This is a genomic window from Candidatus Symbiopectobacterium sp. NZEC135, assembly GCF_025962695.1.
The window spans coordinates 37,510-63,601 of sequence record NZ_JAGFPF010000023.1 but is presented as its reverse complement, the minus strand read 5'-3'; the positions used below and the strand labels follow the sequence as shown (position 1 = coordinate 63,601).

Here is a 26,092-nt window from a genome sequence, read left to right as displayed (position 1 = left end):
GTCGTTAGCTCAGTCGGTAGAGCAGTTGACTTTTAATCAATTGGTCGCAGGTTCGAATCCTGCACGACCCACCATTTCCGCAGATACTCTTTCATACTACACCCACAAACATCCTGTTTTCATCTTCTCCGGTATGGTCTCATACAACTACATCATCGCATTCTTTTAATACCTCAGTCCTTGTGCTCAGTCTGACTTACTTTCCCACGTCACTGCCTTTCTATCTTTCCAACGCTATTTTTACACCCTCCGCTTTCTCCGTAAGCCGCTCGCTCAAACCACAGCAATTTTTTTGATTAGCTATGTCAAATAAATTTGTTTTCTCTGCGTCACTAAAATGGCGACACTACGCCCTGTTGTCCTTCCCACAATTTTGTGAACATACATAGGGTTAATTATTATGATTGCTCAGCTCAATCGGTCATTCAATCGCCTCGCAGACCATCAGGATGCGGGCATTCTGTTACTGCGTCTGACCATTGGTATTTTGTTGCTGTTTCACGGTGTCGCCAAAATCGAACACGGCGTGGGTTGGATTGTACAGATGCTGCAAGCGGCGGGCCTGCCAGGCTTTATCGCTTACGGCGTATACATTGGTGAGGTGGTTGCTCCGATCCTGATTATTTTGGGTGTGTTTACGCGTGTTTCTGGCCTGATTGCTGCCTTAACGTTGGTGGTTGCTACACTGATGGTCGGTATCGGTAACTTCTTTACCCTGACCAAAGTCGGTGCCTGGGCGCTGGAAGTCGAAGCACTCTACTTCTTCGGTGGCTTGATCATCACGCTGGTGGGCAGTGGGCGTTACTCTGTGGTATCCAACCCAGATTACCGTTAATTTTACTGTCAAACAATTTGAATGAAAAACGCCCGCGATTGCGGGCGTTTTTTTATGAACCCTGTGATATTTTCCGAAACCGTAGCCGCCGTTTAGATTTCCCAATCGTGGTTATACACTTTGGGTTTGAACTGGATAACATCACCACGTTTCAACCCGTTGAGGTTGATATCATCCTGTGCCACTTCAGCTTCAATCAATTCAGGTTCACCTTCAACTTTCAGCGACAGACGCGTTAAAGCACCCAACGGACGGATATCTCGCACTACAACCGGCTGAAACCCTTCTCGAACCTCGGAAGAGATCGCCACTTCATGTGGGCGGAACAGGATCGGTTTCTCACTGTACGCCACCTTCAGGCGGTTACTGTCGCCAAGGAAGTGATAGACAAATTCGCTGGCCGGGTGGTTATAGACCTCAGCAGGGGAACCAATTTGCTCGATAACGCCCTTATTCATCAGCACAATGCGGTCGGCAACTTCCATCGCCTCTTCCTGATCGTGCGTCACAAACACCGATGTCAGATTGATGTTCTCATGTAAACGTGACAGCCAGCGGCGTAGCTCTTTACGCACTTTGGCGTCCAGCGCACCAAAAGGCTCATCCAGCAGCAAAATACGCGGTTCAACAATCAGCGCACGCGCCAGTGCAATACGCTGGCGCTGACCGCCAGAGAGCTGTTCCGGATAACGATCGGCTAACCAGTCTAGCTGCACCATGTTCAGCAATTCGTGCACTTTCGCTTCAATGTCTCGCTTGGAAGGGCGGATACTGCGCGGTTTCATACGTAACCCAAACGCCACGTTGTCAAACACGGTCATATGGCGAAACAGCGCATAGTGCTGGAACACAAAACCGACATTGCGATCGCGCACATCGTGCACCGACACATCTTCACCGTGAAAAACAATCTGCCCGCTGTCCGGCTTTTCCAAACCGGCAATAATGCGCAATAAGGTCGTTTTGCCACAGCCCGAGGGTCCCAGCAGTGCCACCAGTTCACCACTGTTGATCGCCAGATTGATTTCATTCAAGGCCCGGAACTGGCCAAACTGTTTGTTTATATTACGAATATCAATGCTCATTTTGAGCCAGCTCCTGTTGGTGTTTCTCAGCCTGTTTTGCCAAACGCCCTTCGCTCCATTGGCGTAACAGCAATACCACTAACGACATCAGCAGCAATAAAATCGCCACGCTAAAGGCCGCTACGATGTTGTATTCGTTGTAAAGAATTTCGATATGCAGCGGCAATGTGTTGGTCAAACCACGAATATGGCCAGAGACCACGGATACCGCGCCAAACTCACCCATGGCGCGCGCCGTACAGAGCACCACGCCGTAAATCAATGCCCATTTCACATTGGGCAGCGTGATGTGCCAGAACATTTGCCAGCCGTTGGCACCCAGTAAACGCGCCGCCTCCTCCTCTTGTGTGCCCTGCTGCTCCATCAAAGGAATCAGCTCACGCGCCACATAGGGCAAGGTGACAAAAATGGTTGCCAGCACAATCCCTGGCACGGCATAGACAATTTCAAGATTGTGCGCGGTCAGGAAAGGATAAAAGTAACTTTGCGCACCAAACAGCAGCACGTACACCAACCCCACCACCACCGGTGATACCGAGAAGGGCAAGTCAATCAGCGCTAACAGCAAGCTTTTGCCGCGAAATTCAAATTTGGTCACGCTCCAGGCGGTCGCCAATCCGAACACCACATTAAGCGGTACAGAGATAACCGTCGCCAGTAGCGTCAATTTCAGCGCAGAAATCGCATCCGGTTCCGAAATCGCCTGCCAAAAGGCCCCCACGCCTTTTGCCAATCCCTGCGTCAGCACCATCAATAACGGCAATACCAGAACCAGAAAAAACACCAGCCAGGCCAGCGTCACCAGCACGTAATAGGTCGTTGCGCGTTTTTTTCCCTTAGGAGCACGCGCTGCGGTAGCAATTACCTGTTCCATTGTCACCGCCTTACAGTTTGGGCTGAATACGACGCTGCAACAGGTTAATCAGCAGCAGCATAATGAAAGAGACCAACAGCATAAATACGCCGATACCGGTAGCACCTTTGTAGTCATACTGATCGAGCTTGGAGACGATCAGCAGCGGCAGTATTTCTGTTTTAAAGGGGATGTTGCCCGCAATAAACACCACCGAACCGTACTCTCCGACACCGCGTGCAAACGCCAGTGCAAAGCCGGTCAACCAAGCAGGCAGCAAAGCGGGCAGCAGCACATGCCAAAATACCTGAACCGGTTTTGCCCCCAGGCAGGCCGCTGCTTCCTCCACTTCGCGAGGAATATCAGCCAGCACTGGTTGCAGCGTTCTCACCACAAAGGGCAAGGTGACAAAGATCAATGCCAGCGTGATACCCAAGCTGGTGTAGGCAATCTTGAAAGGAAACAGTCCACCAATCAGCCCATTCGGCGCATACAGCGCCGTAAGTGCAATGCCTGCCACCGCCGTGGGCAGCGCAAAAGGCATGTCGATCATGGCATCGATCACTTTGCGCCCCGGGAACTGATAGCGCACCAACACCCAGGCCAGCAAGGTTCCCAGGATGCCATTGACAAAAGCCGCTGCCAACGCTGTACCAAAAGAGAGTTGCAGTGAAAACAGCACCTGACGGCTGGTGATCAACGTCCAGAATTGCGTGAGTGTCAGCTGACTGGCGTAGACAAACATGCCCGCCAACGGAATCAGCACAATCAAACTCAAGTAGCTGAGGCTAAACCCTAAGGTAAGGCCAAAACCAGGAATGACGGGAGAAATGCGTCGTGACATACCAAGCCTTTCTTAATGCAATAATCCAGTGAACCTACCCCATCCACATGGCAAAGCCGCTATCGAGGTAGCGGCCAGCCAGTAGGCATTTAAAAATTATTTATTGATTTCATTGAAAATCTTGTCAAAAACGCCACCGTCGTTAAAGTATTGGTCCTGCACTTTGGTCCAGCCGCCAAACTCTTCATCGATGGTCACCAGTTTCACCGGTGCGAATTGACCTTTGAACTCTTCAGCAATCTTGGCATTGCGCGGGCGGTAGAAGTTCTTCCCGATAATGCGCTGTGCATCGTCGCTGTAGAGGTATTTCAGGTAGGCTTCAGCCTGTTTCTGCGTGCCTTTGCGCTCAACCACTTTATCCACAACGGCAACCGGCGGTTCTGCCAGAATAGACAGCGACGGTGTGACAATTTCCAACTGGTCGCCGCCCTGCTCTTTCAGTGACAGATAGGCTTCGTTTTCCCACGCCAGCAACACATCACCCAGTTGGCGTTGTACGAAACTGATTGTGGCGCCGCGCGCACCGGTGTCTAATACCGGCGCATGACGATACAGCTCAGTCACAAATTTCAGCGCGCTCTCATCGCTTCCACCCGGCAGGTGCTTGGCATAAGCCCAGGCCGCCAAGAAGTTCCAACGCGCACCGCCGGAGGTTTTCGGGTTCGGCGTAATCACTTCTACACCCGGTTTCACCAGATCGCCCCAGTCCTTGATGTTTTTCGGGTTGCCTTTGCGCACCAGGAACACAATGGTAGAGGTGTAAGGCGTACTGTTATCCGGCAGGCGTGCCTGCCACTTGGGATCGATCAGCGGCTGATTCAGGTTAAGCGCATCAATATCGCCCGCCAGCGCCAGCGTCACCACATCGGCCTGCAAGCCATCGATGACCGAGCGCGCCTGTTTGCCGGAGCCACCGTGGGAATTTTTAATGGTAAGTGTTTCGCCAGTGGTTTCTTTCCAGTGTTTAATGAAGGCAGCGTTATATTCCTGATACAGCTCACGCGTTGGGTCATAGGACACGTTCAATAATTCCGTTGCCGCAGACGCTGCGCCCGCAAATAATACCGTTGCTGCTGCAAGAGATACTCCCAGACGACGTATTGACATCATTATCACTCCCTCAACATTTTTCGTAATTTGTGTAGTGTGTTTGCTGTAGTGCGGGCAATGGGCTCACAACATGGAGTGACAATAGAGGATAGGGGGTGGGGGCAAAAATATTGTTTCGCGATAATTTATGCTCTCGCGTTATATTCTTTGCGCCTATTCAGTTTTTTAAATCTAAGCAGATTATCAACGGATAGACAGAGAAAAGGGGCCATAGGCCCCTTGGATCAATCAGATAGCAAATTATTCTTCTTCATCGAGTTGCAGTGCCACATAGAGCAGCAAACGATCGTCAAAGTTGCCCAAATCCAGCCCGGTCAGTTCGGAAATACGGTTCAGGCGATATTCAAGCGTATTGCGATGGATAAACAGCGCCTTCGCCGTAGCACCCGGCTGAACGTTATTGCGAAACCAGGCGTTAAGCGTGCGTCGCAGCAAACCATTGCCGTCCATCGCTTTCAGTTTTGCCAACGGGCGAACCAGCTCATTGGCCTGCCAACCACCGCGCAAACTATCGAGCAACACTGGCAGCATTAAATCCTGATAGTAGTAACAACGCTGGCTAGGCATACGCTGTTTGCCAACGCCCATAGTGGTGCGAGCAGTACGGTAAGAACGCGCAATGCTGCCCGGCCCGGTAAAATAGTTACCCAACGCCATCCGTACCCGCAGGCGGCCGCTCTCGGTCATGCGAGAGAACAGGTTATCCACGCGACGTCGATGTTCTTCGGCATCCCAACGACCATGGCTGTTCAGCGCGGGTTTCAGCACCACCATTTCAGTCAGAGACACGATAGCGATCAGGTTGTTGCGCTCGGGCGTGGTCAACAGCGTTTGCAACTGCTGCAATTCTGCCATCGCACTGTCCACGCCTAATTGGCCGCTATCCACCTCGACAACGGCCACCACACGCGGCGTATTGAGATCGATCCCCAGACGTTGTGCCCACTCCATCAGCGCAGGTGACAGTTCGTCGGTACGAATCAGGTTTAGCACCAGTTCTTCACGCAGACGGCTATCCTGCGCCAACATGTGCAGCAGTCGGGCCTGTTCCAGCATCATCTCTGCGGTCATGCACACCAGTTCACCAAACTGGCGCAAATGAGCAGGATTACCGGTCAGACCGATGACACCGACGATTTCACCGTCAATGCGTAGCGGCAAGTTGATGCCAGGCCGCACCCCGTGCAGATGGCGGGCAACCGCATCGTCGATATCGACGATACGCCCCTGTGACAAGGCCAACAGCGCCCCTTCGTGCAGTTCGCCCACGCGTTCTCGATCGCCGCTGCCGATGATTCGCCCACGGGCATCCATCACGTTGATATTGCTATCAATAATTTGCATAGTGCGCGCAACAATATCCTGCGCCAGCTTTGCGTTGAGGTGATATGACGCCATTCCCGCCCCTGGTAAGAGAAAGTGACAATTGCACTATCATAACGTTGCCCTGAAAGCTCGACATTGTGCGATTTCACAAACATTAGCCCAATTCCTTAGAATTGCGGGAGATATCACAAAATAATAACGAGGAGACGGATTGCTAAGACGGAAATAAAAAAGGAGCGTACCTGATACGCTCCTTTCAGTCTGAAAGGACTACTGTTTATTGTGCCAACAGATAAATCGTCGTATTGCCACGCAACACATTCAGCGCTAACACCGGAGGCTTGCTGTCCAGAATTTTACGCAGTTCACCCAGGTTCTGTACCGTCTGCTGGTTAACACCGAGGATAACATCATCCTTCTTCAAGCCGATTTTTGCGGCCGCCGAGCCGGCTTTCACCTCGTCAACCTTCACGCCTTTCTGACCGTCGATTTCGGTATTGCTGAGCGATGCGCCGCTGATGCCGGTGTAAAGATTACCCGAGGCAACCTGTGTCTGGCTGACCTGCTGCAAGGTCACTTCTACCGTTAACGGTTTGCCTTCACGCAGCAGCCCCAGCTTGACCTTGCTACCGACAGGCATGGAGCCAACCTGAGCGCGCAGTGCCGCAAAGCTGCTGATCGGTTTATCGTTCAGCGTCAAAATGACGTCGCCGGCTTTAATGCCTGCTTCGTCCGCAGCAGATTTCGGTCTGACCTGGCTGACAAATGCCCCACGCTGCGCATCCACTTTCATCGCCTGCGCCAGATCGGAATTGAGTTCGGTGCCGGTAATACCCAGTTCACCGCGTTTCACATCGCCAAACTCAACCAATTGCGCGGTCAGGTTTTTCACCATGTTGCTCGGAATGGCAAAACCGATACCGATATTTCCACCATCCGGTGCCAGAATCGCGGTGTTCAGACCGATAAGCTCACCGTTGAGGTTAACCAGCGCCCCGCCGGAGTTGCCTCGGTTGATCGCGGCATCGGTCTGGATAAAGTTTTCATAATTCTCGATGTTCAACCCGCTGCGTCCCAGTGCCGAAACAATACCGGACGTCGCCGTTTGGCCTAAGCCATAGGGGTTGCCGATCGCCACGGTATAATCCCCCACCCGTAACTGATCGGAATCGGCAATCTTGATGGCAGTCAGATTTTTAAAATCAATCAGTTGAATCAATGCAACGTCGGTACGCGGGTCTTTGCCAATTACTTTGGCATCATACTTACGCCCGTCGTAGAGCCGCACCTGAATCTTGTCGGCGTTGTCGACCACGTGGTTATTGGTTACCACATAGCCTTTCTCCGCGTTGATCACCACGCCAGAGCCTAATGCCTGGAAGTTCTCACGTTTTGCAGGTGCGCCCTCTTCCTCTCCGCCTTCAGCCCCCTGACAAATCGGGGAGTTTTGGAAAGGCGACCCCTCCTGACAGAACGGCGAATTCTCACCAAAGAAAGGCTGCATCTGCTGCGGAATAGTGCTGCGCTTGACGTCGGTATGCCCTTCAATAGAGATGCTGACGACGGAAGGCATCACTTTTTCGAGCATCGGCGCCAGACTTGGCATCTGGCTGGATGTCGATACTACCGCCTCAGTCGCCGCAAAGACGTGCCCCATGCTCATTGCCAGGCTCAGCGCCAAGGCACTCAGAACCAATGATTTTTTTTTCATGATCTCTTATCTCGTCGTATCAACAGGTGAATCCCACGTCGCCGAACCTGTTTACCATCCCACCCTCTCGATCTCGTGCTGGCGGGCTCGTAAACAGGCTCAATTGGCGTTCGTGCTATATCAGATAAACAAGAAAGCACAAAGTTCATCGCCGCGCGCTGGCCCAAACGTAAGTAAGTATGGAAGCGCTTTACATAAATTGTTATTCCGCCGCCATCAGCCGCCGGTATTCGTCGTAAGCGTAAAGATCTGTCATTCCACTGATATAATCTTGAATCAATCGCGCCCGATAATAGTATTCCCAAATCTCCTGCTCCTCACGAGACAACGCGGAGCGTTGGAGCGTGGCTTCACGATAGGCCAGGCAATGTTTGCTGGAAAGCTTATGGTAGAGCCGGGTTTCGATGGGATAGTGCGGATGCGTATCATCATTCACCATCTGGCAGAACGCGTCATAAGACATTTCCAGCAGCGGATGATAGATGTCCAATAGCCCTCCGATCACGCGATAGCCTTGCAGTTCCAGCTTTTCAACTTCTGCGTTATTAAACACATACTTACGCGCCACTTCTTTGAACACCTGCAGCAGTTTGGCCTGCGCGCCCTTATCTTCCAACAGCGCCTCATCAAAAGCGCCAGCGTAAATCGCAGGCAAATTTTTGATAAAACGGTGCGCCGCGTAAGGCACCAACCTCGCCACCGTATTGACGCGTAGCTGCATAAAAAATTGATCGTCGGTGCTACGCCAGCGGTGCCGTGTTCGGCTTTCATAAGCCTGCTCTACGGTTTTGGCAAACAGATCCGAGGGATCGACCGTGCCCCAGGTCTGCCGCAGGTACAGATAAAGCTGTTCCGTGGTAAGGATCTCTTTTTCTACCGCATCCTCCAGATCGGCGACGCAGTAGGAGATGTCATCTGCGGCCTCCATGATGTAGGTGAGTGGGAAACGGTGATATTCGCCCAGCGACAATTCTTGGCGCAAGTCGGCAACAAAATCCTGTTCAGAAAGGTAATAACCCGGTTTTTTCATCAGATAACGGTAGTTGTCGGGCACCTCGCCGACCCAATACGCAGGCCGGGTATATTTGAGAATACAGCCCACCTGGCTGTAGGTGAGATTCAGTTTAAGCAGGGTATGCACCAAACGAATCGCCTGTGCATTGCCTTCGAAATGGCTGAGATCTTGTCGCACCTGACGTCGCAATGCGTCATGCACATCGCCTTTCAGGCACAGGGCTTCAGCCTGACAAGCATCATCACGCGGCAATGCGCCATCCTGAATATAAGCAACATCCAACCGTTTTCTAAACCAGTTGTTGATGGCGGACTCACCAAAATGGCCAAAGGGCGGGTTACCGATGTCGTGCATCAGGCAGGCCATTTCTACCATGCTTTCAAAGGGCGTCTGCCACAGAGATAGGCCAAGGGCGTCCAGCCGATTTTCGCCTTTTATCCGCACCAGAATATCTTTGGCGATGTAGCGGCCGACCTGCTGTACTTCCATGGAGTGTGTCAACCGTGAACGTACGGCGGCGTTACGCTCCAGCGGAAACACCTGCGTTTTCTGTTGTAAACGGCGGATCGCGGCAGAGTTGATAATACGTCCCCTGTCGCTTTCGAACAGACGGACGATGTCATATTCACTCTCCGCCGTAATCGGTTTGCTCAGAGGCCGCTGAACGCTGAATTTCTTTGAAAAATCGATATCGGACATCCCCTTCCCCCTTTACCGCCGCCAAAATCACGCCTGGGTTCCATTTCACCCCGTTAGCCATGATAGACTACACAGCACAGACTACGGCTAACTATTCGAAATACTATTCGAAATTTTGTGGGGAATCTTATGAAAGTCGGCATCATCGGGGCCATGGAACAAGAAGTGACGATCCTGCGCGATCGCATCGAAAACCTCAGTACCTTCACACGCGCCGGATGCGAAATCTACAGCGGGTGGCTGAATGGCGTCGAAGTGGCGCTGTTAAAATCCGGTATTGGCAAGGTTTCCGCAGCCATGGGCACCACGCTGCTGCTGGAACATGCCCGCCCTGACATCGTCATCAACACGGGATCTGCGGGCGGTCTGGCACCGACCCTGAACGTTGGCGATATCGTGGTATCCAGTGAAGCGCGCTATCACGATGCCGATGTCACCGCCTTCGGTTATGAAGCAGGCCAGATGGCAGGCTGCCCGGCGGCGTTTCCTGCCGATGCATCCCTTATTGCACTGGCCGAGCGTGCCATTGTGTCTCTGCAATTGAATGCGGTGCAGGGGCTGATTGTCAGTGGTGATGCGTTTATCAACGGTGCCGAGCCGCTGGCTCGCATCCGTCGCACCTTCCCACAGGCCGTCGCCGTCGAAATGGAAGCTACGGCAATTGCTCACGTTTGCCATCAGTTTGGTGTGCCTTTCGTCGTCGTACGCGCCATCTCCGATGTGGCAGACAAAGCCTCGCACCTGAGCTTTGACGAGTTTCTGGCCGTGGCGGCTCAGCAATCGTCACGCATGGTGAGTGCCATGTTGCAAGAGCTCGCCGGAAAAGCCTGATGCGCGTTCGCGGGTTCGCTCTTCTGGCAATACTGTGTCTGCTCATGGCCGGACGGGTGAGTGCGGATACTGTCGCCCAGCGCATTATCAGTCTGGCGCCTCACGCTACGGAGTTGGCCTTCGCCGCTGGCATGGGCGACCAGGTGATTGGCGTGAGTGCCTGGTCAAACTACCCGCCCGAGGCACAACAGAGAGAACAGGTTGCGTCCTGGCAAGGTATCAATCTGGAACGGGTGTTGGCCTTAAAGCCGGATTTGGTTCTGGCCTGGCGTGAAGGGAACCCGCAACGCCCGCTTGAACAACTCGCTGCCTTTGGCATCCCGGTGTTGTATCTGGATCCCACCTCACTGGATGCTATACCGACCATACTGGAGCAGCTTGGGCAATACAGCGCACACCCAGAGGTTGCGCAACAAAATGCGCAGACTTTTCGCCAGCAGTTGGCGGATTTGAAAGCACGCTACGCCCCTGCGTCAAAACATCAGGTATTTCTGCAATTTGGTACACACCCGCTGTTTACGTCAGGCAAGCAGTCGTTGCAAAACCAGGTGCTCACCCTGTGTGGCGGCGTCAATGTTTTCGACGACAGCAAAGTGCCCTGGCCGCAGGTCAGTCGTGAGCAGGTATTGCGGCGCAACCCGCAGGTGATCATTACGACGGGCACCACTGCCGATGCGGCCGCCACGCGTGATTTTTGGTCGCCGCAGTTGTCCGTACCCATTATTACGGTAGACGACGATTGGTTTAATCGCAGCAGCCCGCGCATGCTGCTGGCTGCCCAGTACATTTGTCAGCAACTCGCCGCTCTCCCTGCCCAGTAAATCACGGCGGGGAGAACAGTGATAAAAATAAGTCTGCTTAACGCTGGCCTGCTGATGCTGGCCTGCAACACAGCGTATGCAGCAAGCACCAGCGGGCAAATCAATGTAGGGTTAAACGTGGTTGCTGTCTGTGAGGTCAAGGAAACCGCAGCCACCGCCCGCGTTGAGTGCCCAAACGCAAAAGCGCTGATGCCAAAGATTACGCAAACATCGCTACGCGCAGGGGCTCGTACAGTAACCCATCAGGAACAGCGACTGATCACCATTGAGTGGTGATGGCGCAGGTTGATTTATTCGGCCCGTTAAAACAAAAAACCGCGTTGAAGAACGCGGTTTTTTTCGATATCAGCGGTAGAATAATCAAATACTGAAAGAGGAACCACAGCCGCAGGTGCTTTTCGCATTCGGATTAGTGACCACGAAGCGCGAACCTTCCAGACCTTCCGTGTAATCCACCGCACCACCGACCAGATATTGCAAACTCATCGGGTCTACCACCAGCGACACGCCCTGTTTCTCAATGGTCATGTCACCGTCGTTAATTTTATCATCGAAAGTGAAACCGTATTGGAAGCCGCTACAGCCGCCCCCGGTGATGTAGACGCGAAGTTTCAGCTCCGGGTTCTCTTCATCAGCAATCAGAACTTTCACCTTTTTTGCCGCCGCATCAGTGAATTGCAGCGGCACAGCCATTACTTCATCGCTCATTGTCGTACTCCCAGCTTGTCTTTTATTGGGCGGCGCACGCCGTTTGCCTTATCCCAATCATACGCTCATTATCCAACAGCGGGAAACAAGGTTCAAGGTTTGGCCTTGTGTTCATTTTCCGCACGCTGATCTAACGCATTCTGCCGTTGCAGCGTTCGGGCCAGAATGGCTGAGTATAGCGGCTGTCCGCCTAAAAATTGCGCCATTAACGTCGCACCCAGACAGGTGATGATCATGGGCAGGATCAGCTGATAGTTGTCTGTCATTTCCAACACCAGCACAATCCCGGTCAGCGGTGCGCGTACTGATGCCGCAAACAATGCGCCCATTCCTGCGATGGCAAAGGTGCCAGCACCTAATGCGTAGTCAGGGAATACGTCGTGTAATATCAGCCCGTAAGCCCCACCGAGCACGGTGCCCAACGCCAGCATCGGCGCAAAGATCCCACCTGGCGCACCAGAACCAAAGCACAACAACGTTAGCAGCATACGCAACAAAAAGATCAACAGCAGCATACCCACGCTGTAATGCGCCGCCGTTACGTCGGGAATGATGGCAAAACCTCCACCGGAAACGTCGCTGAATGCCAGCGAAAGCACACCGCACAGCCCACCGGCGAGCATCCCGACCAGCATAAAGCGCGTTAGACTCTGCCCATGAAAACGTAAAAACAGCGCCTGCGTCCCCAACACCAGTCGGTTAAACACCACGCCAACCGCACCAAATACTATGCCTAATAGCAGGTAACACCATAACGTGTTAACCGGGGCATCGGGCAGTGTGCCTACGTGGATAACCGCTGCCTCACCGTTGAATACACGAAACACCACGCTGGACATGATGACGCCAATAAACACGGCCTTGATGGAGATAAGGTTGTAGCGAAACTGCGGCCGCATCTCTTCAATAATGAACAGGATCCCCGCCAACGGGGCGTTGAACGCCGCTGACAGCCCGGCTGCCGCACCGGTTGCCAGCAGAGAATGACGCACATCTGCACGTCTGGCCGACAACACATCTGCGATCATCCCGCCCACGTTGCCGCCGAGCTGCACCGTGGGCCCTTCCCTGCCCAGCACCATGCCAGCGCCAAGTGTTCCCAAGCCTCCGAAGAACTTCACCGGCAATACGCGCCACCAGCGTACCGGGCGAAGATCCTCCAGCGCGCCTTCAATCTCAGGAATCCCCGAACCTCCCGCTTCCGGCGCAAAACGGCGCACCAGATAATATCCACCGGCCGCCATCAACCCAGAGAGGAGAAATGCCAGCGGCCAACGCCACTCAGCGTGCGCCCACTGCGTTACCGTTTCCAAACGAAGTGCTTGCAGCGCATTGACCCCTTTCTCAAAGGCCACCCCAACCAGACCGACTAACGTACCCACTAAGGCAGCCAGCACCAGAATCATCACCGGCGTTTTATCACGGCGTAGGAACTGTCGAATCGCGGCACGGCGCACGTCAATCAGGGAACTCTCTCGGGAAGTCGTCACAGGATAAACCAAAGCAGCTAATACTAAAGAGGCACAGTATACGCCCATACATCACATAACGCCTCTCTCTCCCTCTGCCATCAACGACGCAAATTTGATAACGCGACAGCGTTGTTTACAATAGGCAAAACTCCGCTCCCTTTTCAGGACCCTTTCCATGAATAAATCAGAAAGTCTCTATGCTGCGGCACAGCAGCTTATTCCCGGCGGCGTCAACTCGCCGGTACGCGCGTTCAACGGCGTCGGCGGCGTGCCGTTGTTTATCGAGCGCGCGGAAGGATCACATCTTTACGATGCGGACGGTAACGCCTATATCGATTATGTCGGTTCCTGGGGCCCCATGGTGCTGGGGCATAACCACCCCGCCATTCGTCAGGCGGTGATCGCCGCCGCAGAACGTGGATTGAGCTTTGGGGCGCCAACCGAAATGGAAGTGCATATGGCGCGGTTGGTGACCTCACTGGTGCCGTCGATGGATATGGTACGCATGGTGAATTCCGGTACCGAAGCGACCATGAGCGCCATTCGTCTGGCGCGCGGCTTCACGGGCCGTGACAAAATCATCAAGTTTGAGGGCTGCTATCACGGCCACGCGGACTGCCTGCTGGTCAAGGCCGGGTCTGGCGCATTGACGCTGGGCCAGCCTAATTCTCCCGGCGTACCCGCTGATTTCGCCCGCCACACACTGACCTGCACCTATAACGATGTGGATTCAGTCCGTCAGGCTTTCGAGCAATACCCTGATGACATTGCAGCGATTATCGTTGAACCAGTGGCAGGCAACATGAACTGCATTCCACCACTGCCAGAGTTTCTGCCGGGATTACGCGCACTGTGCGATGAATTTGGTGCGCTGCTGATCATCGACGAAGTGATGACGGGTTTTCGCGTGGCATTGGGCGGCGCCCAAGCGCACTACGGCGTTGTGCCCGATCTGACCTGTCTGGGAAAAATCATTGGTGGCGGCATGCCCGTCGGCGCTTTTGGTGGACGGCGTGATGTGATGCAAGCGCTGGCCCCAACCGGCCCGGTGTATCAGGCTGGAACGCTGTCCGGTAACCCGATTGCCATGGCAGCGGGTTTTGCCTGCCTGAGCGAAGTGGCTAAACCCGGCGTGCACGACACGCTCACCGCATTGACCACGCAGTTGGCGCAGGGGTTGGAAGCAGCGGCCAAAGCACAGCACATTCCCCTGGTGGTGAATCACGTGGGCGGTATGTTCGGTCTGTTTTTCACTGACGCACCGAGCGTAACGTGCTATCAGGATGTGACGCAGTGCGATGTGGAGCGCTTTAAGCGTTTCTTCCACCTGATGCTGGCCGAAGGCGTTTATCTGGCGCCGTCTGCGTTTGAAGCGGGCTTTATGTCACTGGCGCACAGCCAGCAGGATATTGAGCATACCATCGCGGCAGCACGTCGCTGTTTTGCCCAGTTGTAATCGCAACTAAGAGAAACGCCCCGATCGTACGATCGGGGCGTCTGCGCATCAGAAGTTATAATTCACACTCATGGACACGCTGCGCGGCGCGCCATAGGCATCGTTGTCACTGAGGGCGTGTAATAGCGCTTATCCAGCAAATACCTGTTGGTAAACGTTTCCCTGCCAACAGGTTGTTAATGGGCTTGTTTGCGCAGCAGATAAATAAAATAAGGCGCGCCGATAAAGGTCGCCAGCAGGCCAGCAGGTACCTGATTAGGGAACAGGATCATACGGCCCGCCCAATCGGCCAACAGCATCAATATGCCGCCAATCAGCGCAGAACAGCAGAGCTGAGGGATCACGCGGGAGAATCCCATCATGCGCGCCAGATGCGGTGCCATCAGCCCGACAAAGCTGAGCGGCCCCACCGTCAGGGTTGCCATCGCGGTCAACACCGATGCCAGCAGCAAAATCAGCAAGCGTACTGGCGTGACAGCCACTCCCAGCGCCTGAGCCGTCACGCTGCCCAGCGGCAAAATGCGCAGCCAACGTTGGCACACTGGCACCAGTAGCGCCAACACCAGTGCCACACCTGCGGTGTTGATCGCTTGTTCAGATTCAACGCCGTATGTCGACCCCGAAATCCAGGTAATGGCGCCGCTCATGCGCGGATCGCCGCTCGCCAGCAGCAGCGTAAGCACGGTAGAAAATGCGGTGCTCAGCGCAATTCCCGCCAATAGCATGCGCTGCGTGGAAAACCCACCGCGGCTGGCGATGGTGATCATCACCAGCAGTGTCAACGCCGCACCTGCACTGCCCGCTGGCAACTGCCATGCGCTGGTGTCTCCCGGCATCAGGAACAACAACAGAATAACCCCGGTCGCCGCCCCCGCGCTGATGCCCAATACCTCCGGGCTGCCCATCGGGTTTGCCGTCAGTTTCTGGATCAACGTGCCTGCCATCGCCAGCATCATGCCCGCCGTCAGTGCCGCCAGCGCGCGCGGCCAACGCCAAGGCAACAAGTGCGCCAGTTCCTCGCCGTGATTCCATTGCCAGCCTTGAGCACCTTTCCCCAGCATCAGTGCTATCGCCAAAGCGCCCAACAACAGAATAAACCCAGCCAGCAGCCAGCGTCCCCAACGGGGGGCCACGGCGTTATTGTCCACGGATGGCACCAGCGCAGGCTGGTGCGTGGTGCGTAAGCGCGGCAGCAACCATAACAACAGTGGAGCACCAATCAACGCCGTCACCGCCCCGGTTGGTACTTCACGCCAGACGCGGGTCAGCCACAGCACGGTTTGATCGGTCAATCCCAGCAGCAACGCCCCCAATAATGGGACCAGCCAGAGCCGTTGCCACAGGCGGCGAGCACCCAGCATGCGAGCCAGCAACGGGGAAAACAGGCCAACAAAACCGATAATCCCCGCCACGTTCACCAGTTGCGCACTGAGGAAAATCGCAACGCCGAGCGTGACTAAGCGTGCCAGCACCAGTCCCAACCCCAGATTACGCGCCACGCCATCATCCAATCCCAACAGCGTCAGTGGACGCAGCAGCAGCAACGCCAGCGCAAAACACACCAGCAAGCGGGGAAACAGAAACGCCACGCGGTTCCAATCCTGCTGGTTGAGCATGCCGCTGCTCCACAAAAACAGGTTTTGTAGCTGTTCATGATTAAACAACACCAGCAGCTGATTGACGGCAGCACAGTAGAAGCTCAGCACCAGACCCGCGAGCAGCAACGTAATCGGCGACATCTGCTTGCCCCATGAGAGGCCAAACACCAGTACGCCGATACCAAGCGCCCCCGCCATCGCCATCCACTGCTGCGCAACGTCACCGCCCGGCAGCATCCCTAAGGTTGCCACCGTCACCCCGAGTTGAGCGCCGGTGGCAATGCCCAGCGTAGCCGGTTCTGCAAGCGGATTACGCAGCACCTGCTGAAACAGCAGCCCCGCCAGCCCTAGCCCCGCCCCGACCAGCAGCGAGAGCGCCACGCGCGGCAACAGGCTGTAATGGAACAGCAGTTGGCGCAAATCCTCCATTTCGGGGTTGGTGGCGGCCTGCCACCATGTCGCCACTGGCAATGCGTGGCGCAAATTGACGACCATCATCAACAGCAGCACCGTCAGCAGGCTGGCAACCGTCAGCACCGCGCCAGAGCGCTTAGGCGTTGGCGTCATGGCGAGCCTCCAGTGCATCCTGCAATACCTGACAAAAACGCATTGCAGACAGCGTGCTGCCATACAACCACACCGCCGGTACGCGCTGCCAGCGTTGCTGGCGCACAAACGGCAGCGCCTGCCATAACGGGCTGCGTTCCACCTGCGCCATCGTGGCCTCGTCACCGTGACCAAAACAGATGGCGTTGGCCTCCTGAATATCCGCCAGGCGCTCAATGCCCACCACTACGCTGCCCCAGAAGCTGGTTTCTTCACGCCACGCATTTTCAATGCCGAGTTCATCCATCACTTCCTGAAACAGGCTGTTCTTGGCGATAACCAAAACGTGTGTGCTGTCGATAAAAGAGAACAGCAACAGCGGGCGACGGGTGTAAGGCTGCAACTGTGCCTTAGCCTGCTGCATAAAAGTTGAGAAGGTGTGCAGATGCTGTTCCGCAACATCTGGAATGGCTAACCGCTGCGCTAACTGACACAGTGACGCTTTTGCCATGGTCAGCGGCCGTCCGGCTTCGTTGTTAAAGCTGAAACCCATGGTCGGGGCAATGCGTGACATTTTCTCCACCGACGGACCATAGCCCGCAGAGTAGACCATCAACGAGGGCCGCAACTGTGCCAACAGTTCCATATTGGGTTCAGTACGGAAACCGACATCAATCACCGATGCGGGCAGTTGCGGCTCAGCAACCCACAGCCGGTAATTCGGGATTTCAGCCACGCCCAGCGGCGTAATGCCCAGCGCCAGCAGCAGCTCAGCAGGCAACCACTCGAGCGCCACGATGCGATGCAGGTCTGGCGGTGCCTCGGTTTTTGCCCAGGCGGAGAAGCACAGGGGGGAAAGCAACAGCGCCGTCAGCACACGACGACGATCATGATTAATGTGAGGGGATAACAACGCCATCTTTAGCACACAAAACTTACTGGCGCACCGCCGCCAGGATGCGGCAGGATCCCCATCGGAATGCCGTACACCGCTTCCAGCACCTGCGGCGTCATGATGGCATCAGGCGTCCCCTGCGCAATCATTTCCCCACCGCGCAGCGCTACCAGATAATCACAGTAGCGTGCCGCCATATTGATGTCGTGCAGCACGGCGATCACCGTCAGCCCCTGCTCACGGCTCATGCGTTGGATCAGGGCCAGCACCTCAACCTGATGCGCAATGTCTAACGCCGATGTCGGCTCATCCAGCAGCAGACAGCGACTGTCCTGCGCCACCGTCATTGCCAGCCAGGCACGTTGACGCTCGCCACCAGACAGGCTGTCCACCAGACGGTGAGCAAACGGTTTCAATCCTACGACGGCAATAGCGTTTTCCACCTTTTCGCGATCGATGCTGCCAAAACGCCCCAGTGCGCCGTGCCATGGGTAACGCCCTAGCGCGACCAGTTCTCGCACCGTCATCCCTTCCGCAGCGGGGAGCTGTTGGGGCAGATAGGCAACCTGTCGGGCAAAGGATTTGCTGTCCCAGCCGGGCAACGGGGTGTCCTTGACCGAAATCACGCCGCTACTTGGCGTTTGATGACGCCCCAGCATCTTCAGCAACGTTGATTTACCTGAGCCGTTGTGACCAATCAAGCCACACACCTTACCGAGGGGAAATGTCAGAGAAAGCGAATGCAGCAGGGTGCGGCCCGGCACAGAGAAGCTGACATCGTCGAGCCGAAAAGTGGTATCCGGCCCAGTATCAGCCCGCACCGATTCACGAGAAGAGGTGTCTGGATTTTGCATAACCGTGGTAACCCGCTGTTGCTGTTCGCCGTTTGTCAGGTAGCAGCGCGTTTCACCGTGGTGCTACCGACGCAAAAGAGAACGATAATGATTATTATCAAGAGCGGGAATGATAGGCGGACGGGATCCCTCTCGCAAGCGTTTTAAACCCAAAAAACACAACGCCCCGGCGCAGATCGCGTCGGGGCGTTGTTCATCAGCATAAACGGCGTGGTTACTGACCAAACATCTCTTTGATCCAGTCAGCGACACCGCTGTCATTTTGCTGCGCGGGCGCTGGTTGCTGCTGCTGTGCGCTCTGGCACAGCGCCTGCGGGTTTTCCGTCCACACCGGCAATGCCCGGCCTGCGCTGCCATTGCAGATAAACTGGCCACCGCCGTCGACGGTCATGGTCGCGATACCTTCCGGCGGCGTCAGCATCAGCGCCAGCGGCGTCTGGTTTTCCAAATAGCGGCGATAAATGGTTAACGCACCATTAGCACCGGTCAGTTTTGCCGGACCGTTGTTATCGCGCCCCACCCAGGCGATCGCCACCTCTTTACCATCAACACCGGCAAACCAGCTGTCACGCAGATCGTTGGTGGTCCCGGTTTTCGCCGCCAGATGATAATTGGGGAACTTCACCGCCAATGAGCGTGACGTTCCGCGCTCAACCACCTGCTGCATGCCATACAGCGTCAAGTACGCTGCCTGCGCCGGCACCGCGCGTTCAGCCTGCGGGAAGCTCTGATACAGCACGCTGCCGTCTTCCGCAATCACCGAACGCAGCGCTGATAACGGCGCGCGATTACCGCCGCTGGCGATGGTTTGATACTCTTGCGCCACTTCCATGGGTGTCAGGCTGATGGCCCCCAGCAGCATGGCGGGCACCGGTTGGATCACCTCTTTCGGGATACCCAAGCGTTGCAGCGTGTTGCTTATTTGATCCAGCCCAACCGTCATCCCCAGATTGACCGTCGGCACGTTAAGCGAGTTGGCTAATGCATCCACCAACATCACGCGTCCACGGAACTGGCGATCGTAGTTGTTCGGTTGCCACACCTGCCCGTTCGGCTGCTTGAGCGAGAGCGGCTCATCCGCCAACCAGGTATTGAGGCGGAAGGTGTCAGGCTGACTCAGTGCGGTCAGGTAGGTCGGCGGTTTTGCCAGTGAACCCACAGGCCGACGCGCCTGCATCGCACGGTTAAAACCGGCATATTGGGTTTGAGCCCCGCCCACCATGGCGCGAATTTCGCCGCTGAAACGATCGACAACCACCATGGCAGATTCCAGATCGCTAACGTTGCGCGCAGCGCGCAGCGCCGGAATCCCCTCTTCCACCGCTTTTTCAGCCGCATCCTGCGACACCGGATCCAGCGTGGTGAAAATCTTCACGCCGGACAGATCTTTGACCTTATCTCCCAGTCGCTGCTGCAACTCCTGACGCACCAGTTGCATAAAGGCAGGCTGCGGTGTGATCACGCCCCCTTTCGGCTGCACCCCTAACGGACGGGCGCTCAGCATGTTGTAGAGATCTTCATCAATAATCTGCTGGTTTTGCAGCAAACGCAGCACCAGATTACGGCGCTCTAATGTCAGCTGCGGGTTACGCCACGGGTTATACAGCGAAGCCCCTTTTACCATTCCCACCAACAGCGCCTGCTGATCGAGACTCAGTTCATTCACCGGACGACCAAAGTAGTAAAGGCTGGCAAGCGGGAAACCGCGGATTTGATCGTTGCCGCTCTGACCGAGATACACTTCGTTCAGGTACAGCTCAAGAATGCGATCTTTGCTGTAGCGGTAATCCATGATCAGCGCCATGTAGGCTTCGTTCGCTTTACGCCACAAGGATCGTTCATTGGTGAGAAACAGGTTTTTCACCAACTGCTGCGTCAGGGTACTCCCACCCTGCACCGCGCGGCCGGCTGTGATGTTCGCCAAGAAAGCACGGCCAATCGACAGGAAGCTGATGCCGTCATGCTGATAAAAATGGCGGTCTTCGGTCGCGACCAGCGTATCAACCAGTAAATCCGGGAAACCAGAGCGCTGCACGAACAGCCGCTGCTCCCCGTTGGGGGATTGCATCATGGTGATCAGACGCGGATCGAGGCGGAAGAAACCAAAATTACGTTGGTTCTCCAGGTTTTGGATCTGCGCCAGACGATCGTTGGTAAAGATCAGTCGGGCGTTGATCTGCCCTTCCTTGCCATCGGGGAAATCGAACGGGCGGCGCAGTATATCAATGGTATTGCCACGCACGCTGAATTCACCCGGCCGGGTGATACGCGATACCTGACGGTATTGCATCCCTTCCAGCAGGCTGATCATCTCTTTCTGGCTGTAGGACATGCCCGGTTCGAGGTTCACCATGCGACCATAAACGGCCGCAGGCAGCTGCCACACTTTGCCTTCGATACGGCTGCGAATCTGGCTGTCAAGATAGACGCCATACAGCGCAAGCACCACGGCGAAGACCAGTGACAGCTTAATGAACAACCCAAGCCAGCGTCTTTTTTTACGCGGTTTTTTGCTCATCTCGTCCTCATCGTCGTACTCATCGTCTTCTTCATCAATGTCATCCTGATAGACGTCATCCTCTTCTTCATAGTCATCCCTTCGACTACGACGCCGGTTCGCCTGAGGGCGTGGCGGTTTTCGTCCTGACGCTCTTCCTTTGCGTCCGATAGGTTCACGATCGTCCTGTGACATTGCGGTTACTTCTCCGTCAGGTTAATGACAATAACAGCTCCACGATAGACGTAGGTGCTGACTGTCGTCGCTTACTCTGTTGTTCCGCCCGGTTTGAGGAAAGCAGAACCGTCTGAAATACGTTGCATTACCGTATCAGGGCTACCGTATCAGAGCGTTTGATATTTCTTCGTGCGCCGCGTAGGCGCAGTGTTGGCAGGATCGTCCGGCCATACGTGTTTGGGATAACGCCCTTTCATCTCTTTTTGCACCTCACGATACGCCCCTTGCCAGAAGGCGGCCAGATCGCGCGTGATCTGCAAAGGCCGGTGCGCCGGAGAGAGCAGTTCTAACACCACGGCAACGCGCCCTTCTGCCACGGTGGGGTTTTGCCGCTCGCCAAACATCTCCTGCATACGCACCGCCAGCGCCGGCGGCTGATCGTGATGATAGCGCAACGGCAGATGGCTGCCGCCCGGGGCGGTGTAATGGCGCGGCAGCGCGCTTTCCAGCCGCTGTCGCAGCGGCCAATCCAGCAGGCGCAGCAACGCCTCGTAAAGGTCAATCTGTCGCAGTGTACGCACATCTCGCACACCGTGCAGCGACGGCAGCAACCAGGTATCCAGCGTTGCCAGCAAAGCCTCATCGTCCATGGCAGGCCAGCCTCCCTCGGCGAGCCAACGCTGCGCACAAGCCACGCGTATCCGTAGCTGTTCCGCGTCATTTTGCCAGTTAAGCGCAGCCAGCCCCTGCTCGCGCACCCAGTTGAGCAATGCCTGCTGCATCGCCTCATCGGAGGGCTTATTCAGCGGCTGATGGCGCAATGTCAGGCAGCCAATGCACTCACGCCGACTGGCGCGCAGGGTACCTTTTTCTTCATCCCAGTGCACGATGTTCTGTTCTGATACCAGATCAGGACGCTGCGCGATAAGCGCATCAATATCAATGGGCAATGCCAGCGTAATGCGCGCATCAGCGCTCTGAGTGCCTTCCGCCAACATCAGTGCCGGTGCAATCAGCCACTCCTGCGCCGCCAGCGGCTCATCCAACGGCAAGCGTGCACCCAGCCCGCTCGCCAACTGATAACGGCCATCGGCACTGCGCCGTTGGGCAATACGATCGGGATAGGCAAACGCCAGCAACGCAGGCAATGCGGCGACGTGCTGTGGCTCACGCCAGCTTGCCGATTTTCCTGCCAGACGCGTCATTAACTGCGTGGCACGCTGCCGCCAGGAGGGCGACGGCCGCGCAAGCAAACGCTCAATATCCAGTGGCCCCATACGCGGCGGTTCTTCCAACAGTGCCGCCAGCAAGCAGGCGGTGGCCTGCGTTTGCGCATCCTGCGGTGCGGCGCTGTGCAGCATCGCCGCCAAACGCGGTTCGATGCCCAGTCGGGCGATATGGCGTCCGCGGGTCGTGAGCTTCCCGGCATTGTCGGTTACCTGCAATTGCGTCAGCAAACGACGTGCAGCATCAAGAGCAGGCGCAGGTGGGGCATCCAGCCAACTGAGCGACTCAGCGGAGGTGCAACCCCATTGCAACAGTTCAAGCCAGACGCTGCTCAAATCGCTGTTTACTATTTCCGGGCTACTTTGTGCGGCGGCACGTTCCGCCTGATCTTTGGCGCACAGGTGCACGCACAGGCCCGCTTCCAGTCGTCCAGCACGCCCCGCCCGTTGCGTCATCGACGCCTGACTGATGCGCTGCGTCACCAAGCGCGTCAGCCCGCTTTTCACATCAAAACGGGCAACGCGCTCCAGTCCACTATCGACCACCAGCCGAATACCTTCAATGGTCAGGCTGGTTTCTGCAATATTGGTGGACAACACCACTTTACGCCGCCCCGGCGCGGCAGGAAGAATCGCTTTCTGCTGATCTGCCAACGTCAACGCACCGTACAGTGGGCAAATGTCCACATCGCGGGTAAGCGTCTCTTGCAGCATGGCTTCAACCCGTTTGATCTCCGCCACGCCGGGTAAAAACACCAACGCCGATCCGGGCTGTTCCGTCAGTAAACGGCGAATCTGCCGGGCGATGCCCTCTTCCAACCGTTCCTGGTTGCCCAACGGCTGATAGTGGCGATCCACCGGAAAAGCCCGCCCCTGTGACACCACCGTCTCCGCCGTTGGTAATAACGCCGCCAGACGCGCGTTGTCCAGCGTGGCGGACATAATAAGCAGCGCCAGATCCTCGCGCAGCCCTTGCTGAACATCAAGCAGCAGCGCCAGCGCCAAATCCGCCTGCACGCTGCGCTCGTGAAATTCATCCAGAATCACCAGCGACACGCCCGTCAGTTCGGCATCCCGTTGCAGCATGCGCGTCAACACCCCTTCGGTGACCACTTCGATGCGCGTTTGGGGGCCGACGCGCGTTTCAGCGCGCATGCGGTAACCAACAGTGCCGCCCGGCGTTTCACCCAACTGTTCCGCTAAACGCCACGCCACGTTTTTGGCCGCTAAGCGACGCGGCTCAAGTAAAATGATCCGACCAGAGAACCCGCCCATTTCCAGCAATTTTAGCGGCAGCCAGGTGGATTTTCCCGCCCCGGTGGGTGCGTGCAATAGGACTTGGGGCGCACGGCTTAACGCATCAATCACCTCATTCAGCACAGCGCTGACCGGCGGTAAACTCACAGCATTCTCCTCAACAATAGCGTCTTCCTGGCGCAACGCATGTTCGCACAAAATAGGGCATTGCGCGAAAGCGGTGGTTGTCGCCTGCGAATCGGCATTGTAGCATCCTCGGTTATCCGCGTAGAGAGAGAGCCATGTTAAGCACACGCCGCCTGTTTTTTGCCTTATCCATACCCGATACACTGGCACAAACGCTGGTTCAGTGGCGTGCCCAGCACTTTGCCCCGGAGGTGGGACGCCCGGTTGCTGCCGCCAATATGCATGTGACGCTGGCCTTTTTGGGTGACGTGAGCGAGCAAAAAGAGCGCGCCCTTCGGTTGCTGGCCGACAGGATTCGTCAGCCCGCTTTTCAGTTGCATCTTAACGATGCAGGCCAGTGGCCGCGCCCCGGCGTGGTGTGGTTGGGCTGCCGCCAGGCACCGCGCGGCTTGCTGCAATTGGCCGCACTGCTGCGATCGCAAGCGGCACGCAGCGGTTGCTACCAAAGCCCGCAGCCCTTTCACCCGCATATCACACTGTTGCGCGGTGCCACGCGCCCGGTGGCGCTTCCCCCCGCCAATTTTGACTGGACGTTATCGGCCGAGCGCTTTGCCCTGTATGAATCTCGCTGGGAACAGGGAAAAACCCGCTATCAACAGGTCGCAGAATGGCCGTTGCCCCCCCCTAACGCAGGATAACCCGATGAACTTTACGCCTCCGCTCAAACCGGCACGGTTGATTAAGCGTTACAAACGCTTCCTTGCCGATGTGGTTACGCCCGAAGGAGAAACTTTTACGCTGCACTGTGCCAACACCGGTGCGATGACCGGGTGCGCCACGCCGGGGGATACGGTGTGGTACTCCACCTCGGATAACCCCAAGCGTAAATACGCGCACAGTTGGGAACTGACAGAAACCGCGCAGGGGCATTGGATTTGTGTCAATACGTTGCGCGCCAATCATCTGGTGCATGAAGCGCTGCTGGCACAACGCATTCCTGAGTTAGCCGGTTACAGCCAGATCGCTACTGAAGTGAAATACGGCACGGAGAACAGCCGCATTGACCTGCTGTTGCGGGCACCGGGGCAGATTAACTGCTATATTGAGGTGAAGTCAGTTACATTATTGCAACAAACGCCGTTGCATATGTCGCCTCACCAGGGATTTTTTCCCGACGCCGTGACGCAGCGTGGACAAAAGCACCTGCGCGAATTGATGCAGGTGGCTGAAAACGGCGAACGTGCCGTGCTGTTTTTCGCGGTACTGCACTCTGGCATCGCCGAGGTAGCGCCTGCACAGCACATCGATGCCCGTTATGCAGAATTATTTTGCGAAGCGCGGCAAAAGGGGGTTGAAATTTTTTGCTATGCCACCACATTATGCCCTGACGGTATTACGCTCACGTACCCGTTGCCGTTAACCGTAACGCGATAAAGACGGTAGGTGTCTTTACCTGTTGTTTATTATCGGATGTGACGACGAGGTTCCTGGCACCTTATCAGGCCTGTGACAGGAATTATTGCCAACCCTAGTTCCATCTGCTATTTATAGCGGCCTGTTTTTCTCCCCCCTTAGGGATCGATAGTGCGTGTCGTGTTATGTAGGAGAAGCAACATGCAAGAAGAGCAAAACCGTAAGACATCTTCTCTGAGCATTCTCGCAATTGCTGGAGTGGAGCCGTACCAGGAAAAGCCGGGCGAAGAGTACATGAACGACGCCCAATTGGCTCATTTCAAGCGTATTCTTGAAGCATGGCGCAATCAACTCAGGGATGAAGTGGATCGCACCGTTTCCCATATGCGCGATGAAGCAGCCAACTTCCCGGATCCGGTCGACCGCGCCGCACAGGAAGAAGAGTTCAGTCTGGAACTGCGTAACCGCGATCGGGAACGCAAGTTGATCAAAAAGATTTCCAAAACACTACAGAAAATCGAAGACGAGGACTTCGGCTACTGTGATTCTTGTGGTGTTGAAATTGGTATCCGTCGCCTGGAAGCGCGTCCTACCGCCGATTTATGCATTGACTGCAAAACGCTGGCGGAAATCCGCGAGAAACAGATGGCGGGGTAATCCCACTGTAGGGCGGAAAAGCTGTTCCGCTTTACGTTTTTGCCGTAGCGTCATCTCCCGGCACCGAATGCGGGAGTGAC

22 protein-coding genes are annotated in these 26,092 nt (G+C 55.6%); 8 read left to right on the top strand and 14 right to left on the bottom strand.

Going from position 1 to position 26,092, the window contains the following annotated elements:
• The first annotated feature begins 400 nt into the window (after positions 1 to 400).
• Complete coding sequence (locus J5224_RS13240; protein WP_222157814.1) at positions 401 to 835, top strand: DoxX family protein; 435 nt, start codon at positions 401 to 403, stop codon at positions 833 to 835.
• A gap of 92 nt (positions 836 to 927) precedes the next feature.
• Here the strand turns inward: J5224_RS13240 and J5224_RS13235 are convergent, their stop codons facing one another.
• The 7 genes from J5224_RS13235 to dgt form a co-directional block, all read right to left on the bottom strand.
• Entirely contained in the window at positions 928 to 1,920 is a 993-nt protein-coding gene (locus tag J5224_RS13235; RefSeq protein WP_264625816.1) for a sulfate ABC transporter ATP-binding protein, read from the bottom strand.
• Positions 1,910 to 2,794, bottom strand: a complete 885-nt coding sequence (gene cysW / locus J5224_RS13230; RefSeq protein WP_264625815.1) for a sulfate ABC transporter permease subunit CysW — start codon at positions 2,792 to 2,794, stop codon at positions 1,910 to 1,912. Before cysW ends, J5224_RS13235 begins: the two co-directional genes overlap by 11 nt.
• Positions 2,795 to 2,804: 10 nt before the next feature.
• Complete coding sequence (gene cysT, locus J5224_RS13225) at positions 2,805 to 3,617, bottom strand: sulfate ABC transporter permease subunit CysT (RefSeq protein WP_264625814.1); 813 nt, start codon at positions 3,615 to 3,617, stop codon at positions 2,805 to 2,807.
• Between the two features lie 96 nt (positions 3,618 to 3,713).
• Positions 3,714 to 4,724, bottom strand: coding sequence for a sulfate ABC transporter substrate-binding protein (locus J5224_RS13220; RefSeq protein WP_264625821.1), 1,011 nt, complete (start codon positions 4,722 to 4,724; stop codon positions 3,714 to 3,716).
• Between the two features lie 243 nt (positions 4,725 to 4,967).
• Positions 4,968 to 6,125, bottom strand: coding sequence for a CdaR family transcriptional regulator (locus J5224_RS13215; RefSeq protein WP_264625813.1), 1,158 nt, complete (start codon positions 6,123 to 6,125; stop codon positions 4,968 to 4,970).
• Positions 6,126 to 6,330: 205 nt separating this feature from the next.
• Positions 6,331 to 7,764, bottom strand: a complete 1,434-nt coding sequence (degP, locus tag J5224_RS13210; RefSeq protein ID WP_264625812.1) for a serine endoprotease DegP — start codon at positions 7,762 to 7,764, stop codon at positions 6,331 to 6,333.
• Positions 7,765 to 7,966: 202 nt separating this feature from the next.
• Positions 7,967 to 9,478, bottom strand: coding sequence for a dGTPase (gene dgt, locus J5224_RS13205; RefSeq protein ID WP_264625811.1), 1,512 nt, complete (start codon positions 9,476 to 9,478; stop codon positions 7,967 to 7,969).
• A 129-nt stretch (positions 9,479 to 9,607) separates the two neighbouring features.
• On the opposite strand from dgt, the gene mtnN reads away from it, so the two are divergent.
• The 3 genes from mtnN to J5224_RS13190 are packed head-to-tail and all read left to right on the top strand — an operon-like array spanning position 9,608 to position 11,406.
• Positions 9,608 to 10,309, top strand: coding sequence for a 5'-methylthioadenosine/S-adenosylhomocysteine nucleosidase (mtnN, locus tag J5224_RS13200; protein WP_264625810.1), 702 nt, complete (start codon positions 9,608 to 9,610; stop codon positions 10,307 to 10,309).
• Positions 10,309 to 11,130, top strand: a complete 822-nt coding sequence (gene btuF, locus J5224_RS13195) for a vitamin B12 ABC transporter substrate-binding protein BtuF (protein ID WP_264625809.1) — start codon at positions 10,309 to 10,311, stop codon at positions 11,128 to 11,130. Before mtnN ends, btuF begins: the two co-directional genes overlap by 1 nt.
• An 18-nt stretch (positions 11,131 to 11,148) precedes the next feature.
• On the top strand, positions 11,149 to 11,406 hold the full coding sequence (locus J5224_RS13190; protein ID WP_264625808.1) for a hypothetical protein: 258 nt from the start codon (positions 11,149 to 11,151) through the stop codon (positions 11,404 to 11,406).
• A gap of 84 nt (positions 11,407 to 11,490) precedes the next feature.
• Here the strand turns inward: J5224_RS13190 and erpA are convergent, their stop codons facing one another.
• Together erpA and clcA are read right to left on the bottom strand one after the other, a co-directional pair.
• Positions 11,491 to 11,838 carry an iron-sulfur cluster insertion protein ErpA gene (erpA, locus tag J5224_RS13185; protein ID WP_264625807.1) on the bottom strand — a complete coding sequence of 116 codons (348 nt, stop codon included), beginning with the start codon at positions 11,836 to 11,838 and terminating at the stop codon, positions 11,491 to 11,493.
• Between the two features lie 92 nt (positions 11,839 to 11,930).
• Entirely contained in the window at positions 11,931 to 13,328 is a 1,398-nt protein-coding gene (gene clcA, locus J5224_RS13180; RefSeq protein WP_264625806.1) for a H(+)/Cl(-) exchange transporter ClcA, read from the bottom strand.
• A 157-nt stretch (positions 13,329 to 13,485) separates the two neighbouring features.
• Between clcA and hemL the strand changes: the two genes are divergently transcribed.
• A complete protein-coding gene (gene hemL / locus J5224_RS13175; protein ID WP_264625805.1) occupies positions 13,486 to 14,766 on the top strand; it encodes a glutamate-1-semialdehyde 2,1-aminomutase in 1,281 nt (426 codons plus the stop codon).
• 176 nt (positions 14,767 to 14,942) lie between these two features.
• Here the strand turns inward: hemL and fhuB are convergent, their stop codons facing one another.
• From fhuB to hrpB, 5 genes are all read right to left on the bottom strand, one after another.
• On the bottom strand, positions 14,943 to 16,931 hold the full coding sequence (fhuB, locus tag J5224_RS13170) for a Fe(3+)-hydroxamate ABC transporter permease FhuB (RefSeq protein ID WP_264625804.1): 1,989 nt from the start codon (positions 16,929 to 16,931) through the stop codon (positions 14,943 to 14,945).
• Positions 16,915 to 17,829, bottom strand: a complete 915-nt coding sequence (gene fhuD, locus J5224_RS13165; RefSeq protein ID WP_264625803.1) for a Fe(3+)-hydroxamate ABC transporter substrate-binding protein FhuD — start codon at positions 17,827 to 17,829, stop codon at positions 16,915 to 16,917. Before fhuD ends, fhuB begins: the two co-directional genes overlap by 17 nt.
• 2 nt (positions 17,830 to 17,831) lie before the next feature.
• Positions 17,832 to 18,659, bottom strand: a complete 828-nt coding sequence (gene fhuC, locus J5224_RS13160; RefSeq protein WP_264625802.1) for a Fe3+-hydroxamate ABC transporter ATP-binding protein FhuC — start codon at positions 18,657 to 18,659, stop codon at positions 17,832 to 17,834.
• Positions 18,660 to 18,873: 214 nt separating this feature from the next.
• The gene (mrcB, locus tag J5224_RS13155; RefSeq protein WP_264625801.1) at positions 18,874 to 21,351 is read right to left on the bottom strand and encodes a bifunctional glycosyl transferase/transpeptidase; all 2,478 of its coding nucleotides are present in this window, start codon (positions 21,349 to 21,351) and stop codon (positions 18,874 to 18,876) included.
• Between the two features lie 149 nt (positions 21,352 to 21,500).
• Positions 21,501 to 23,963 carry an ATP-dependent helicase HrpB gene (gene hrpB, locus J5224_RS13150; protein ID WP_264625800.1) on the bottom strand — a complete coding sequence of 821 codons (2,463 nt, stop codon included), beginning with the start codon at positions 23,961 to 23,963 and terminating at the stop codon, positions 21,501 to 21,503.
• Between the two features lie 134 nt (positions 23,964 to 24,097).
• On the opposite strand from hrpB, the gene thpR reads away from it, so the two are divergent.
• The 3 genes from thpR to dksA all read left to right on the top strand — a co-directional run bounded on the left by thpR (position 24,098) and on the right by dksA (position 26,012).
• Positions 24,098 to 24,640, top strand: a complete 543-nt coding sequence (gene thpR / locus J5224_RS13145) for an RNA 2',3'-cyclic phosphodiesterase (RefSeq protein ID WP_264625799.1) — start codon at positions 24,098 to 24,100, stop codon at positions 24,638 to 24,640.
• A 4-nt stretch (positions 24,641 to 24,644) separates the two neighbouring features.
• Positions 24,645 to 25,376 (top strand): DNA/RNA nuclease SfsA, encoded by a 732-nt coding sequence (sfsA, locus tag J5224_RS13140; RefSeq protein WP_264625798.1) that lies wholly within the window; start codon positions 24,645 to 24,647, stop codon positions 25,374 to 25,376.
• A gap of 180 nt (positions 25,377 to 25,556) precedes the next feature.
• Positions 25,557 to 26,012 (top strand): RNA polymerase-binding protein DksA, encoded by a 456-nt coding sequence (gene dksA, locus J5224_RS13135; RefSeq protein ID WP_196905643.1) that lies wholly within the window; start codon positions 25,557 to 25,559, stop codon positions 26,010 to 26,012.
• The last annotated feature ends 80 nt before the right edge of the window (positions 26,013 to 26,092 follow it).

Coding starts and splice junctions, on each gene's coding strand:
- J5224_RS13215 (WP_264625813.1), bottom strand. CDS start 6,125: ATGGCGTCATATCACCTCAACGCAAAGCTGGCGCAGGATATTGTTGCG.
- erpA (WP_264625807.1), bottom strand. CDS start 11,838: ATGAGCGATGAAGTAATGGCTGTGCCGCTGCAATTCACTGATGCGGCG.
- fhuC (WP_264625802.1), bottom strand. CDS start 18,659: ATGCAAAATCCAGACACCTCTTCTCGTGAATCGGTGCGGGCTGATACT.
- thpR (WP_264625799.1), top strand. CDS start 24,098: ATGTTAAGCACACGCCGCCTGTTTTTTGCCTTATCCATACCCGATACA.
- sfsA (WP_264625798.1), top strand. CDS start 24,645: ATGAACTTTACGCCTCCGCTCAAACCGGCACGGTTGATTAAGCGTTAC.
- cysW (WP_264625815.1), bottom strand. CDS start 2,794: ATGGAACAGGTAATTGCTACCGCAGCGCGTGCTCCTAAGGGAAAAAAA.
- J5224_RS13220 (WP_264625821.1), bottom strand. CDS start 4,724: ATGTCAATACGTCGTCTGGGAGTATCTCTTGCAGCAGCAACGGTATTA.
- mrcB (WP_264625801.1), bottom strand. CDS start 21,351: ATGTCACAGGACGATCGTGAACCTATCGGACGCAAAGGAAGAGCGTCA.
- J5224_RS13240 (WP_222157814.1), top strand. CDS start 401: ATGATTGCTCAGCTCAATCGGTCATTCAATCGCCTCGCAGACCATCAG.
- J5224_RS13235 (WP_264625816.1), bottom strand. CDS start 1,920: ATGAGCATTGATATTCGTAATATAAACAAACAGTTTGGCCAGTTCCGG.
- degP (WP_264625812.1), bottom strand. CDS start 7,764: ATGAAAAAAAAATCATTGGTTCTGAGTGCCTTGGCGCTGAGCCTGGCA.
- cysT (WP_264625814.1), bottom strand. CDS start 3,617: ATGTCACGACGCATTTCTCCCGTCATTCCTGGTTTTGGCCTTACCTTA.
- dksA (WP_196905643.1), top strand. CDS start 25,557: ATGCAAGAAGAGCAAAACCGTAAGACATCTTCTCTGAGCATTCTCGCA.
- fhuB (WP_264625804.1), bottom strand. CDS start 16,931: ATGACGCCAACGCCTAAGCGCTCTGGCGCGGTGCTGACGGTTGCCAGC.
- dgt (WP_264625811.1), bottom strand. CDS start 9,478: ATGTCCGATATCGATTTTTCAAAGAAATTCAGCGTTCAGCGGCCTCTG.
- btuF (WP_264625809.1), top strand. CDS start 10,309: ATGCGCGTTCGCGGGTTCGCTCTTCTGGCAATACTGTGTCTGCTCATG.
- fhuD (WP_264625803.1), bottom strand. CDS start 17,829: ATGGCGTTGTTATCCCCTCACATTAATCATGATCGTCGTCGTGTGCTG.
- mtnN (WP_264625810.1), top strand. CDS start 9,608: ATGAAAGTCGGCATCATCGGGGCCATGGAACAAGAAGTGACGATCCTG.
- hemL (WP_264625805.1), top strand. CDS start 13,486: ATGAATAAATCAGAAAGTCTCTATGCTGCGGCACAGCAGCTTATTCCC.